The organism is Vibrio furnissii CIP 102972 (assembly GCF_000176175.1).
Classification (GTDB): Bacteria; Pseudomonadota; Gammaproteobacteria; order Enterobacterales; family Vibrionaceae; genus Vibrio; species Vibrio furnissii.
Genome location: NZ_ACZP01000011.1, coordinates 1 through 12,964 on the forward strand (window position 1 = coordinate 1; position 12,964 = coordinate 12,964).

Sequence of the window (12,964 nt, forward strand, 5' to 3'; positions counted from 1 at the left end):
GACTCAGTGAAATTGAAATCGCTGTGAAGATGCAGTGTACCCGCGGCTAGACGGAAAGACCCCGTGAACCTTTACTACAGCTTGGCACTGAACATTGAACCTACATGTGTAGGATAGGTGGGAGGCTTTGAAGACGTGACGCCAGTTGCGTTGGAGCCGACCTTGAAATACCACCCTTGTATGTTTGATGTTCTAACTTAGACCCGTTATCCGGGTTGAGGACAGTGCCTGGTGGGTAGTTTGACTGGGGCGGTCTCCTCCCAAAGAGTAACGGAGGAGCACGAAGGTGGGCTAATCACGGTTGGACATCGTGAGGTTAGTGCAATGGCATAAGCCCGCTTAACTGCGAGAATGACGGTTCGAGCAGGTGCGAAAGCAGGTCATAGTGATCCGGTGGTTCTGAATGGAAGGGCCATCGCTCAACGGATAAAAGGTACTCCGGGGATAACAGGCTGATACCGCCCAAGAGTTCATATCGACGGCGGTGTTTGGCACCTCGATGTCGGCTCATCACATCCTGGGGCTGAAGTCGGTCCCAAGGGTATGGCTGTTCGCCATTTAAAGTGGTACGCGAGCTGGGTTTAGAACGTCGTGAGACAGTTCGGTCCCTATCTGCCGTGGGCGTTGGAAGATTGAAGGGGGCTGCTCCTAGTACGAGAGGACCGGAGTGGACGAACCTCTGGTGTTCGGGTTGTGTCGCCAGACGCATTGCCCGGTAGCTAAGTTCGGAATCGATAACCGCTGAAAGCATCTAAGCGGGAAGCGAGCCCTGAGATGAGTCTTCCCTGACAGTTTAACTGTCCTAAAGGGTTGTTCGAGACTAGAACGTTGATAGGCAGGGTGTGTAAGCGTTGTGAGGCGTTGAGCTAACCTGTACTAATTGCCCGTGAGGCTTAACCATACAACACCCAAGGGGTTTTGTACTGGACTCAAAGCTAAGCGCATAAGAATGTGTTGAGAGAACGAAAACAGCTTTCCGAATTTTAAGAATTTGCTTGGCGACCATAGCGTTTTGGACCCACCTGATTCCATTCCGAACTCAGAAGTGAAACGAAACAGCGTCGATGGTAGTGTGGGGTCTCCCCATGTGAGAGTAGAACATCGCCAGGCTTTAAATTTAGACTCTTGAGTCTAACCAGTGCGGAGCGGTAGTTCAGTTGGTTAGAATACCGGCCTGTCACGCCGGGGGTCGCGGGTTCGAGTCCCGTCCGCTCCGCCACTTATTTAGACCTCAGCAGCAATGCTGGGGTTTTCTTCAATCTGGAAGACTAAATTTAGGGGTGTAGCTCCAATTGGCAGAGCAGCGGATTCCAAATCCGCGTGTTGGGAGTTCGAATCTCTCCACCCCTGCCATCATTATAAAGCCTCAGCGAAAGCTGGGGCTTTTTTGTTTGTGGCTTTTGAAACAACTCGTATTGGGTGTTGCCGCGTCAGCTCAGTCGTTTCTTTTACCCCAGCCATTCATCGCTTCCTGTATCGATTGACTCCTTGGAGTTACCCACCACCTTAAAACCTCGCAGTGAATCTGAATTTGCTCAATTTTTCTTTCAGATTTCAACGGCTCATCATTTACATTTTGTTGCGAATCAGTTTTATTACCAATCCAGAAAACATTGTTATTAGGACTGGTTATGGATATCTCGCGTCGTCACTTTTTAAAAATTGGGTCAGCTTTCGGTCTCACCGCTGCATTACCAGCGTGTTCGTTGATTCGATTGGTCTCAAGCCCGGACGAATATGTTTATCAACTGACCGCTGAACCGGCGAACGCCACGTTAGTACCAGATTATTCGACACCCGTTCTCGGGTTCAACGGTTCCATCCCAGCTCCTATCATTCGTTGTCGCCAAGGACAGAAGGTGACGATCCACTTTACCAACAAGTTGGATGAACCGACGACTATACATTGGCACGGTCTACGCATTCCCATTGCCATGGATGGGGTGCCTTTTCTGAGTCAGCCTCCCATTCTACCCGGTGAGACGTTTACCTATGAGTTTACACCGCCGGATGCGGGTACGTTTTGGTACCACCCACACATGAATAGTGTCAAACAGCTCGGGATGGGCTTAGTGGGCTTGATCATTGTTGATGAGGCCGAACCTGTGGCCTTTGATCATGAATACCCACTCATGCTGAAACATTGGCATTTGGACAAAAAAGGTCAGTGGAAAGATTTAATGATCCCACGCTACAGTGCGCGGATGGGAACGCCCGGCGAGTGGGGGACTGTGAACGGTAAACACAATCCGCAATACACGATTAAACAGAATGCGACGGTGAGAGCTCGTATTGCCAACGTGGATAACACGATCACTTATCCAATCGCTGTCGAAGGTGCAGAGGCGTGGATCATTGCGATTGATGGCAACCCGGTCGAAACGCCATATCTGCTAACGCAACATAAAATTGGCCCTGGCATGCGTTTAGACATTGCCTTTATCGCGCCCAAAGTGGGTGAAACGGTTTATGTTCGGCAAATGAAAGGGAAGTTCGCTTTTCCGTTGTGTGAGTTCCTCTGTGAGGAGTCTTGGCTGGCCAATGGGAAATCCATCCCTCGATTACCATTGAATCCGATCGCCCCTGTAAAGCTGTATCAAGCGCAAGAAATCGATTTTGTATTTGAATGGGAAGGTGCAGTGACACCTGCGGATAAGCGTGGTCACGCTGTGCCCAACTTCTGGTTGGTGAATAAACGTGCGTGGGAAGGGATGAGTGCCGAGCACATTCCTGAACCCTTGGCAAAACTGGAATTGGGAAAAACCTATATTTTCAATTTACGCAATGTCACGCAGTACCATCATCCTATTCACCTACATGGTCACACGTTTACAGTGTTGGAGCTTGATGGTCAAGTTCTGGAAAAACCGTTTCATACCGATACCGTACTGCTAGGCAAAAATGGCAGTGCCAAGGCAGCGTTTGTTGCCGACAACCCTGGACGATGGATGTATCACTGCCACGTGATCGAGCATATGAAAACCGGATTGATGGGGTTTATCGAAGTTGCTTAAATAAGTGACTCCTGTAACTTTTGTATTTCTTCGCACTTTGGCTATCTAGTGCTGTTATTGAAAACTATTTTTTTACCCGTACTGGCTCATTTTTCATCAATGAACCAGTACAATGATGGCAATACATTTGGAGGGCACATGGGACAATTTGCAATTTTAGGTTTGATTGCCATCGGTGGTGCAGTGGGTGCCTGTTCGCGTTATTTGGTTTCGGAATGGTGTGTAACACTCTTTGGGCGCAATTTCCCCTACGGCACGTTAACCGTCAACATCGTCGGTTCGTTCATTATGGGATTGCTCATTGCATCTTTTGAAAATGAATGGTTAGCGCCATACCCTTGGCGTCAGATCATCGGGTTGGGCTTTTTGGGCGCATTGACCACATTTTCCACCTTTTCGATGGATAACGTACTACTTATGCAACAAGGAGCGTTTTTTAAAATGGGTTTAAACGTGCTGCTCAACGTGTTGCTGAGTATCTCGGCCGCTTGGGTCGCGTACCAGTGGCTGGTCCGTGGTTGATTAAAAACTCTACTTTTCTGCTTGTTTAGCAATATCACTGCTCTATAATGATTTCACTTGTCGGAGTGCCATAAGGCTGAGACCGTTTATTCGGGATCCGTTGAACCTGATCAGGTTAGAACCTGCGAAGGGAACAAGAGAAGACAATCTCTGGCGATCTGTGGATCGTCGTATCTTCAGTTCCAAGATCTGTCTGATCACCTCTTGTCGCATCTTTCCGCCAAGCATTTATCCCTAAAATCCTCATCAAGGAAAATGCTATGTCGAGTCGCAAACAAGCGAGACTGGAAGCCAAACAGTTTATTGAAACCCTCTCGGTACAGCCGTACCCCAATTCAAAGAAAACCTATCTGACTGGGTCGCGTGACGATATCCGCGTACCAATGCGCGAAATTTCGCTCGCCGACAGCTTGATCGGTGGTACGAAAGACGCACCCGTCTATGAACCGAACGAAGCGGTGTGTGTGTACGATACTTCAGGTGTATACACCGACCCAAATTACACTATCGATCTCTATCAGGGGTTGCCCAAACTGCGTGAACACTGGGTTATGGAGCGCGAGGATACCGAAGTTCTCGAGGGCATGAGTTCAGCGTACGCGCGTGAACGCCTCGCCGACCAGACTCTGGATGAATTGCGTTATGGCAACCTTCCTGTAATTCGCCGTGCGAAAGCTGGTCGTCGTGTGACGCAGCTGCATTACGCCCGTCAGGGGATCATTACACCGGAAATGGAATACATTGCGCTGCGTGAAAATATGGGGCGCCACCACTATCAAGATGAGCAGTTAAACCGCCAACATCCGGGGCAACACTTTGGTGCTCATTTGCCAAAAACAATCACCCCTGAATTTGTTCGTCAGGAAGTGGCGGAAGGCCGTGCCATCATTCCATGTAACATTAACCACCCCGAATCGGAACCGATGATTATTGGCCGCAATTTCCTCGTGAAGGTCAATGCGAACATTGGTAACTCCTCCGTGAGTTCGTCGATTGAAGAAGAAGTTGAAAAGCTGGTGTGGGCCACCCGTTGGGGCGGCGATACCGTGATGGATCTGTCGACCGGACGGAATATTCACGAAACACGAGAATGGATTCTACGCAATAGTCCGGTACCGATTGGGACCGTGCCGATGTATCAAGCGCTGGAAAAAGTGAACGGTATTGCAGAGAACCTGACTTGGGAAGTGATGCGCGATACGTTGTTAGAACAGGCAGAGCAGGGGGTGGATTACTTCACCATTCATGCCGGTTTGCTATTGCGTTATGTGCCGATGACCGCGAAGCGTGTCACTGGCATTGTGTCACGCGGTGGCTCGATCATTGCCAAATGGTGTCTGGCTCATCATCAGGAAAACTTCCTTTATACGAACTTCCGCGAGATCTGTGAGATTTGTGCTAAGTACGATGTGGCGCTGTCATTGGGCGATGGTTTGCGTCCGGGTTCGATTGCTGATGCCAACGATGAAGCGCAGTTTGCTGAATTGAGAACATTGGGCGAGCTGACTCAAGTGGCGTGGGAATACGACGTGCAAGTGATGATTGAAGGCCCAGGACACGTGCCCATGCATCTGATCAAAGCCAATATGGACGAGCAGTTGGAACATTGTCATGAAGCGCCGTTTTACACCTTGGGTCCACTGACGACCGATGTCGCGCCGGGTTATGACCATATCACCTCGGGCATTGGTGCTGCGATGATCGGTTGGTTTGGTTGTGCCATGTTGTGTTACGTGACGCCCAAAGAGCACCTGGGATTGCCGAATAAAGAAGATGTCAAAACCGGTCTGATTACCTACAAGCTGGCTGCCCATGCGGCTGATTTGGCCAAAGGGCATCCTGGCGCGCAGATTCGCGACAACGCGTTATCGAAAGCGCGTTTTGAATTCCGTTGGGAAGACCAATTCAACCTGTCGCTGGATCCAGTCACGGCGCGCGCATTCCACGATGAAACGTTGCCGCAGGAGTCAGGCAAGGTCGCGCACTTCTGTTCGATGTGTGGCCCGAAATTCTGTTCAATGAAAATCTCGCAGGAAGTGCGCCGTACATACGCCAATGCTGACAAGATGACTGGTGAACAATCGGTTGAGGTGAAAGTTATCGACGATCCGCTGGAAGGCATGCGTCAGAAATCTGAGGAGTTCTTAGCCACGGGATCGGAACTGTATCACCCCGCGGTTGCGTCTGCCGAGACGGTGACAGAGGAATAAATCGTGAAATTACTTATCCCATCTCAATGCATTGAACTGACGGGAGACGTGCAGCGGGTGCTATTGCTCGCTGAACAACAAGGTTTTGCGATTGGACATATCGAGTTGGGCGTGAGCCCAACGCCTGATTTGCAACTTGTTGGTGACACGACTCTCCGTTTGTCTTGCAATTGGTTCCCCCATGTTCAGCCAGATGCTGATTGGGTGTTGCACTATGGTGCTGTGGCTGATGATTATGCGTCCACAGCAATGCATGACCGTTGGATTTTTATTGGCGACGAGCATCAGGGGCGCGTGACCGACCATTGGCAACATTCTGATGAAGTCCGTTACTTGCTTCAAGTCACCCCCTTGGAACCTCGTGACTATGGGCGTCATTTGGCATGGGTGCTGGCGTGTCTGAGTCTCGATTTTCCCATCGAAGATGCGTTGGTTTTGAGCAGAGCGGCATTGAATGTTTCACGTGAAACATGGCCAAGCGACTACCGACACTTTCCTCAACCACGCACCCAAGCTGAATTTTCTGCGTTTCCAACCCTGAAGCCGGCGTCATTGGGTGTGTACCCAGTGGTGGATGATGTCCGTTGGATTGCGCAATTATTGCCGCTGGGGATCTCCACCATTCAACTGCGCATCAAAGACTCGCATCAAGCTGATTTGGAACAGCAGGTGATGGAAGCCATTCGTCTTGGTCGCCAGTTCGGGGCGCAGGTGTTTATTAATGACTACTGGCAGCTGGCGGTAAAGCATGGCGCTTATGGCGTGCACCTTGGGCAGGAAGATCTGCAGGCGGTCGATTTGAAGGTGCTATCGGACAATAACCTTCGTCTGGGTTTATCCACTCACGGTTATTTTGAATTGCTGCGCATTCACCAATTGGCGCCGAGTTACATTGCCTTGGGGCATATTTTTCCGACCACCACCAAACAAATGCCGTCCAAACCGCAGGGGCTGGTGCGCTTGGCGTTGTATCAACAACTGCTTGATTCGATGCCTTATGGTGACACCACGGGGGTGCCCAGTGTGGCGATAGGCGGGATTGATGCGCTTAACGCCGAGCACGTTCTGGCGTGCGGCGTCACCAGTATTGCCGTGGTGAGAGCCATTACTGAGGCAAAGGATGTGGCTGTTGCTACCCACACGTTGCAGCAGATTTTCACGCTGTCGCTGGCATCGACGAAGGAGCGCAACCATGTTGTCGGATGAACAATTTGTTCGCTATCAACGCCAAGTCGCGTTGCCTGATGTAGGTGAATGTGGTCAACACAAGCTCCTCAATGGCCGAATCTTGATCGTCGGTTGCGGCGGTTTAGGTACGGCTGCAGCGCAATATTTGGCGGCAGCCGGTGTCGGTTCTCTGGTGATTGCCGATGACGATTGTGTCGAGTTGTCCAACTTGCATCGCCAATTGGCATATCGCATGACGCAGTTGACGCTGCCGAAAGTCGCAGCCTTGGCACAAACACTGGCAAGCATCAATCCTGACTGCCGGGTCCGCACTGTGCAGCGCAAAATGGCGGGCAGCGTGCTGGACTTGGAAGTTGCGCACGCCGATATCGTACTCGATTGCAGTGACAATCTAGAGACACGTCATGCGATCAACGCAGCGTGTTTTGCTGCGCGCAAGCCTCTGATCGCCGGTTCGGCGATTGGCTGGGAAGGCCAATTGGTGGCGTTTGATTTTGCCAATCAGCCCCAAGGCTGTTATCGCTGCTTGGTGCCGGATGATGTCACTCCTACCTCGGGACGTTGCACCGATCTCGGTGTGATGGGGCCTGTGGTGGGTTCCATCGGTAACCTGCAAGCATTGATGGCGATGCAGTGGTTGCTGCAACTCAACCATTTCCAATCCCATCAGGTGATGCGGTTTGACGGACTGAACATGCAGTGGCAAAAATGGCACTTGCTGAATGATCCCGATTGTTCGGTATGCTGCGCGTCTCCGTCCAAACCTCATTCAACCACCAATCTAGCATCCCCAATCAACGAGGACGAGTCATGACGATGACGATTCACATCAACGCGCAACCGCACATCACCCAAATTGGCAGCACCTTGGCGAGCGTGCAAGCGCAACTTGAACTGCCAGTACAAGGCTGCGTGTTTGCCATCAATGATCAGGTGATTCCGCGTGGTTTATGGCACCAAACGGTGCTCAACGACGGTGACCACATTTCTCTCTTTCAGGCGATTGCAGGAGGCTAAACGCCATGTTTACCATAGCTGATAAAACTTTTCGCTCCCGGCTTTTAACCGGGACAGGCAAATTTGCCAATCGTCATGTGATGGCCGATGCCATTCGCGATAGTGAATCTGAACTGGTCACCATGGCGCTGAAGCGCGTTGACTTGGCCGAACGTGATGATGACATTCTGGCGCCGTTGATTGCGGCGGGAATTCATTTACTACCCAATACCTCGGGTGCCAAAACAGCGCGTGATGCGGTGTTTGCCGCGCATTTAGCGCGTGAAGCGTTGGGGACGTCGTGGCTCAAACTGGAAATCCACCCAGATCCGAAATACCTGATGCCTGACCCGATTGAAACGCTGAAAGCAGCGGAGCAGTTGGTGAAGGACGGCTTTACGGTGTTGCCGTATTGCCATGCCGATCCGGTGCTGTGTAAACGGTTGGAGGAAGTGGGCTGCGCTGCGGTCATGCCGCTCGGTGCGCCGATTGGTACCAATCAGGGGTTGAGTTCAAAGACCTTTCTGGAAATCATCATCGATCAAGCGAACGTGCCGGTCATTGTCGATGCGGGCATTGGCGCACCTTCGGATGCAGCGCTGGCGATGGAGATGGGGGCCGACGCCGTGCTGGTGAATACCGCCATTGCCACTGCAAGCGATCCGATTGCGATGGCACGCGCTTTCAAACTCGCGGTGGAAGCGGGGCGACTGGCGTATGAATCTGGCTTGGCGGCACAACACCAACACGCTGCCGCATCGAGTCCGTTCACTGCATTTCTGGATGGTTCACGATGAGCTTTGTACAACGATTCAACCAACTGGATTGGGATGACATTAAGTTGTCGGTGTACGGCAAAACCGCGGCTGACGTTGAGCGAGCACTGGCAAAAAGCAAACGCGACGTGGAGGATTTCAAAGCCCTGATTTCTCCCGCTGGAGAAGCGTACTTGGAACAGATGGCACAACTGTCTTATCAGGCGACTCGGCGCCGCTTTGGCAATACCATGTCGTTTTACATTCCACTCTACTTATCGAACTTGTGTGCCAACGCCTGCACGTATTGCGGTTTTTCTATGGAGAACCGCATCAAGCGTAAAACGTTATCTCAAGATGAAGTGGCGCAGGAGATTGCGGCGATCAAGCAGATGAAGTTTGACAGCGTACTGCTCGTCACCGGTGAGCACGAAACCAAAGTTGGCATGAATTACTTTCGTCAAATGCTGCCGATGATTAAGCAGTCGTTCCATTATCTGGCAATGGAAGTGCAACCGCTGAAGCTGGAAGAGTATGCCGAGTTGAAAACCTTGGGGCTCGACGCGGTGATGGTGTATCAGGAAACGTACCATCCATCGACATATGCGCAGCATCACTTGCGCGGCAATAAGATGGATTTTAATTTTCGTCTCGACACGCCTGACCGATTGGCCAAAGCCGGGATTGATAAAATTGGTTTGGGCGCGCTGATTGGTCTGGAAGATTGGCGTACCGATTGTGTCTACGTCGCCGAACATCTTCACTATTTGGAGAAGACGTATTGGCAGTCACGTTACTCGATTTCGTTTCCGCGCTTGCGACCCTGTGAAGGGGCGTTGCAACCCAAGTCGGTGATGAGTGACAAGCAATTGGTGCAACTGATCTGTGCGTTTCGTTTGTTGAACTCGGAAGTAGAGTTGTCTTTGTCGACGCGTGAGACGCCAGCGTTTCGCGACAATGTGGCCATGTTGGGCATCACCAGTATGTCGGCGGCATCGAAGACCCAGCCGGGAGGATATGCCGATCCCAAAGCGGAATTGGAGCAGTTCGCGACCAGCGATGAACGGCCGGCTTGGCAAGTGGAACAGGCCATGAAAGCCAAAGGGTTGGAAGCGGTGTGGCATGATTGGCATGCCGTTTACTCTGGCTAAACGATGATCATGTTTCACGTGAAACACAAAAAGGCGACCTGATGGTCGCCTTTCTTCTATCGATTCCATTTTTCAGCGATTCTATTGAGGACGCCTCAAGCGGCTCACTGGGTTGACCTCATTTAAGCCGCATCCGCTTGGTGATATTTGCCGAGCAGTGCATGGTAGAAATCATGATCGCTTAACGTGCCGATCAACTGGTTTTCCTCCATCAGCAAAATCGGGTTGCCGGTGTGGTAGCGGATTTCAATCGCATCGCGCATGTCGATGTCTGGGCTGGCCATCACCAAGGTGTCGGGGGTGAGGTGCTGGTGTGACATCTCGTCATGCCATTCAATCAGTTTTAACGGGGAATCGCCAGACACCACCCAGCGCTGCGCTTGCTGTTCCACCCATACATCTGACTGCTGACAAATCTGCCAGCGACCGTTGTCTTGAATCAGGTCGTCGCAACTGTTCATCAACGAACGGCCTTTGAGCACATTCAGTGGGTTAGTATGAGCCACGAAGTCCTGGACATATTGTGTTTTAGGCGTCAGGACGATCGCTTCTGGCTTGCCATACTGAATCAGTTTGCCGGATTCTAAGATGGCGATGCGTGAGCCAATCTTCAGGGCTTCGTCCAAATCATGGCTCACAAAAATGATGGTTTTGTTGAGCTGTTTTTGCAGGCTCAGCAACTCATCTTGCAGTTGGCTGCGAATCAGCGGGTCGAGGGCGGAGAACGGTTCGTCCATCAACAAAATGTCACTGTCCATTGCAAAGGCGCGAGCCAGACCGACACGCTGTTGCATGCCGCCAGAGAGTTCATGAGGGAATTTCGTTTCCCACTCCGACAAGCCAACCATGGCCAGTTTTTCGCGCGCCCGCTGACGGCGTTCGCCCTTGCCGATACCTTGCATCTCTAAACCAAACGCCACGTTATCCAGCACATTTAGCCACGGCATCAAGGCGAACGTTTGAAACACCATCGAGACTTTATGAGTGCGTAGGTGACGCAGGGTGGCATCGTCGCAGTGGGCTAAATCGATGCACTGATCGCCATCTTGAATTTTTAGGGCGCCGCGCGTAATTGGATTCAAGCCATTCACGGCACGTAACAGGCTGGATTTTCCGGAACCCGACAAGCCCATCAACACGCAGATTTCACCTTGTTGAACATCCAAGCTGACGTTATCCACGCCTACCACGAGGCCCGTTTCATCGATGATTTGCTGACGACTTTTGCCTTGGTCTAGTAAGTCGAGAGCGGGTGCGGTATGAGAACCAAACACCACATCCAGATTTTCAATACTGATGGCGTTCATGATGACACCTCCTTGCTGTTGGGCGCTTTGCACAAGCGATCGAGAATAATCGCAACCAGCACAATGGCGAGACCGGCTTCAAAGCCCTGCGAAATGTTCACCGTGTTGAGTGCGCGAATGACCGGTTTTCCTAACCCATCTGCGCCAACCAGCGCGGCAATCACCACCATCGACAGTGACAGCATGATGCATTGTGTGATGCCCGCCATGATGCTGGGTAACGCCGCCGGCAGCTCGACCTTAAACAGCAATTTCATCTTGCTGGCCCCGAATGCTTTTCCTGCCTCAATTAGTGCTTCCGGCACTCGTGTGACACCCAAATAGGTCAGACGAATGGGCGCCGCAATGGCAAAGATAATCGTCGAGATCAGCCCCGGTACGATTCCCAGACCAAACAACACCAGCGTCGGAATCAGGTACACAAACGTCGGTACGGTTTGCATCAAATCGAGGATCGGTCGCATCACGGTGTACATCCACGGACGGTGCGCCGCCATGATGCCAAGGGGCACGCCAATTAATACGGAAATCGTTGTCGCGGCAAACACCAAAACAAAAGTTTCCAGCATTTCCTGCCAGTAGCCCAAATTCAGAATCAGCAGCAGTGCAGCGATGATGAAAATCACCAACGACAGGCTGCGGTGCAGCCACCACGCGAGAGCGGCGGTGACGATAATCGGCACGGCGGGCGGGAACCATTTGAACACGTCGACCAGCACCATGATGATGCTTTCGAGCAGAAATGAAATGGCATCGAAAAAGCCGGACGCATGCAGGGTCAGCCAGTCGACTCCGGCTTCCATCCAATGGCCTAACGGAATTTTGTGATCGCTAATCATAAGTTGAGAAGTCCTTGAAGTGCGGTGGAGATGGACTCCACCGGCGCTGAATTAAATATCGGAGTTAAGGTAGTCTTGGATGGCTTGCTCAGCAGGTTTGCCATTGAGTGTGGTGACCTTGCTGAGCCACTTTGACAATACTTCCGGGTGCTCACGCAACCACGCTTTGGCCGCCTTCGATGGTTGTTGACCTTGGTTGAGGATCGCTTCCATCAATGCATTTTCCATCTCCAGATTGAAAGAGAGGTTGTTGAGCAACTGGCCGACATTCGGACACTGCGAAACGTAGCCCTGACGCACGTTGGTATACACGTTGGCCCCGCCATAGTTCGGACCGAAGTAATCATCGCCACCGCTGAGGTAGGCCATCTTGACATTGCTATTCATGGGGTGTGGCGCCCAACCCAAAAAGGCAATCCACTGTTTGCGGCGCACGGCTCGTTTGACTTGCGATACCATGCCAGCTTCGCTCGACTCAACCAGATCGAAGGTGTTGAGATCAAAGGCGTTGTTATCGATCATGGATTGAATCAGACGGTTGCCATCGTTGCCCGGTTCGATGCCGTAAATGCGGTGCTTGAATGCGTCTGCGTGCTGGGCGAGATCCGCGAACGAGTGCACGCCGGCGTCATACACGTATTGAGGAACGGCCAGTGTGTATTTGGCGCCTTCGAGGTTGGCGCGGAGCGTTTCCACGGTGCCGGCATCGCGATACTTGGCGATGTCGCCTTCCATGGTTGGCATCCAGTTGCCAAGGAAGACATCAATATCGCCATTGGCCATCGATGAATAGGTGACGGGGACCGACAGCAAATCGATTTTGGTTTGATAGCCCAAACCATGCAGCAGTTCAGTGGTGACGGCGGTGGTTGCCGTGATGTCCGTCCAACCCACATCGGCAAAACGTACCGTGTTGCAGTTGTCGGCATAGGCGTTGAGAGAAAGCAGCGTGGCTGCGGTGAAAGTCATGAGGTGACGCATG

11 protein-coding genes, 2 tRNA genes, 2 rRNA genes and 1 riboswitch are annotated in these 12,964 nt (G+C 51.7%); of the genes, 12 read left to right on the forward strand and 3 right to left on the reverse strand.

The features are described from left to right. The 12 genes from VFA_RS01970 to thiH form a co-directional block, all read left to right on the forward strand. Window positions 1–901 (forward strand): 23S ribosomal RNA (locus VFA_RS01970); the annotation flags it as partial. Between the two features lie 93 nt (window positions 902–994). Next, window positions 995–1,110, forward strand: a 5S ribosomal RNA gene (gene rrf, locus VFA_RS01975). Window positions 1,111–1,142: 32 nt separating this feature from the next. After that, a tRNA-Asp gene (locus VFA_RS01980) sits at window positions 1,143–1,219 on the forward strand. A 57-nt stretch (window positions 1,220–1,276) separates the two neighbouring features. Beyond that, a tRNA-Trp gene (locus VFA_RS01985) sits at window positions 1,277–1,353 on the forward strand. A 278-nt stretch (window positions 1,354–1,631) separates the two neighbouring features. Continuing rightward, window positions 1,632–3,014 (forward strand): multicopper oxidase family protein, encoded by a 1,383-nt coding sequence (locus VFA_RS01990; RefSeq protein ID WP_004724279.1) that lies wholly within the window; start codon window positions 1,632–1,634, stop codon window positions 3,012–3,014. A gap of 138 nt (window positions 3,015–3,152) precedes the next feature. After that, complete coding sequence (crcB, locus tag VFA_RS01995; protein WP_004724280.1) at window positions 3,153–3,536, forward strand: fluoride efflux transporter CrcB; 384 nt, start codon at window positions 3,153–3,155, stop codon at window positions 3,534–3,536. Window positions 3,537–3,587: 51 nt separating this feature from the next. Beyond that, window positions 3,588–3,686, forward strand: a riboswitch (TPP riboswitch). A gap of 110 nt (window positions 3,687–3,796) precedes the next feature. Beyond that, on the forward strand, window positions 3,797–5,746 hold the full coding sequence (gene thiC, locus VFA_RS02000; RefSeq protein ID WP_004724281.1) for a phosphomethylpyrimidine synthase ThiC: 1,950 nt from the start codon (window positions 3,797–3,799) through the stop codon (window positions 5,744–5,746). Between the two features lie 3 nt (window positions 5,747–5,749). Next, window positions 5,750–6,952, forward strand: a complete 1,203-nt coding sequence (locus tag VFA_RS02005; RefSeq protein WP_004724282.1) for a thiamine phosphate synthase — start codon at window positions 5,750–5,752, stop codon at window positions 6,950–6,952. Beyond that, window positions 6,939–7,748, forward strand: coding sequence for a HesA/MoeB/ThiF family protein (locus VFA_RS02010; RefSeq protein ID WP_004724283.1), 810 nt, complete (start codon window positions 6,939–6,941; stop codon window positions 7,746–7,748). The genes VFA_RS02005 and VFA_RS02010 overlap by 14 nt, the downstream gene beginning before the upstream one ends. Then, window positions 7,745–7,951, forward strand: a complete 207-nt coding sequence (thiS, locus tag VFA_RS02015) for a sulfur carrier protein ThiS (protein ID WP_004724284.1) — start codon at window positions 7,745–7,747, stop codon at window positions 7,949–7,951. The genes VFA_RS02010 and thiS overlap by 4 nt, the downstream gene beginning before the upstream one ends. 5 nt (window positions 7,952–7,956) lie before the next feature. Continuing rightward, window positions 7,957–8,727 carry a thiazole synthase gene (locus VFA_RS02020; RefSeq protein ID WP_004724285.1) on the forward strand — a complete coding sequence of 257 codons (771 nt, stop codon included), beginning with the start codon at window positions 7,957–7,959 and terminating at the stop codon, window positions 8,725–8,727. Further along, window positions 8,724–9,836, forward strand: coding sequence for a 2-iminoacetate synthase ThiH (gene thiH, locus VFA_RS02025; protein ID WP_004724286.1), 1,113 nt, complete (start codon window positions 8,724–8,726; stop codon window positions 9,834–9,836). The genes VFA_RS02020 and thiH overlap by 4 nt, the downstream gene beginning before the upstream one ends. Window positions 9,837–9,958: 122 nt before the next feature. Here the strand turns inward: thiH and choV are convergent, their stop codons facing one another. From choV to VFA_RS02040, 3 genes are read right to left on the reverse strand one after another with little or no spacing between them, the layout of a single operon-like run. Further along, entirely contained in the window at window positions 9,959–11,143 is a 1,185-nt protein-coding gene (choV, locus tag VFA_RS02030) for a choline ABC transporter ATP-binding protein (protein ID WP_004724287.1), read from the reverse strand. Further along, window positions 11,140–11,982: a choline ABC transporter permease subunit gene (gene choW / locus VFA_RS02035; protein ID WP_004724288.1), complete on the reverse strand. Its 843-nt coding sequence runs from the start codon at window positions 11,980–11,982 to the stop codon at window positions 11,140–11,142. The genes choV and choW overlap by 4 nt, the downstream gene beginning before the upstream one ends. Before the next feature lie 51 nt (window positions 11,983–12,033). Next, the gene (locus tag VFA_RS02040; protein ID WP_004724289.1) at window positions 12,034–12,963 is read right to left on the reverse strand and encodes a choline ABC transporter substrate-binding protein; all 930 of its coding nucleotides are present in this window, start codon (window positions 12,961–12,963) and stop codon (window positions 12,034–12,036) included. Window position 12,964: the final 1 nt, after the last annotated feature.

Coding starts and splice junctions, on each gene's coding strand:
- thiH (WP_004724286.1), top strand. CDS start 8,724: ATGAGCTTTGTACAACGATTCAACCAACTGGATTGGGATGACATTAAG.
- crcB (WP_004724280.1), top strand. CDS start 3,153: ATGGGACAATTTGCAATTTTAGGTTTGATTGCCATCGGTGGTGCAGTG.
- VFA_RS02010 (WP_004724283.1), top strand. CDS start 6,939: ATGTTGTCGGATGAACAATTTGTTCGCTATCAACGCCAAGTCGCGTTG.
- choW (WP_004724288.1), bottom strand. CDS start 11,982: ATGATTAGCGATCACAAAATTCCGTTAGGCCATTGGATGGAAGCCGGA.
- thiC (WP_004724281.1), top strand. CDS start 3,797: ATGTCGAGTCGCAAACAAGCGAGACTGGAAGCCAAACAGTTTATTGAA.
- choV (WP_004724287.1), bottom strand. CDS start 11,143: ATGAACGCCATCAGTATTGAAAATCTGGATGTGGTGTTTGGTTCTCAT.
- thiS (WP_004724284.1), top strand. CDS start 7,745: ATGACGATGACGATTCACATCAACGCGCAACCGCACATCACCCAAATT.
- VFA_RS01990 (WP_004724279.1), top strand. CDS start 1,632: ATGGATATCTCGCGTCGTCACTTTTTAAAAATTGGGTCAGCTTTCGGT.
- VFA_RS02040 (WP_004724289.1), bottom strand. CDS start 12,963: ATGCGTCACCTCATGACTTTCACCGCAGCCACGCTGCTTTCTCTCAAC.
- VFA_RS02020 (WP_004724285.1), top strand. CDS start 7,957: ATGTTTACCATAGCTGATAAAACTTTTCGCTCCCGGCTTTTAACCGGG.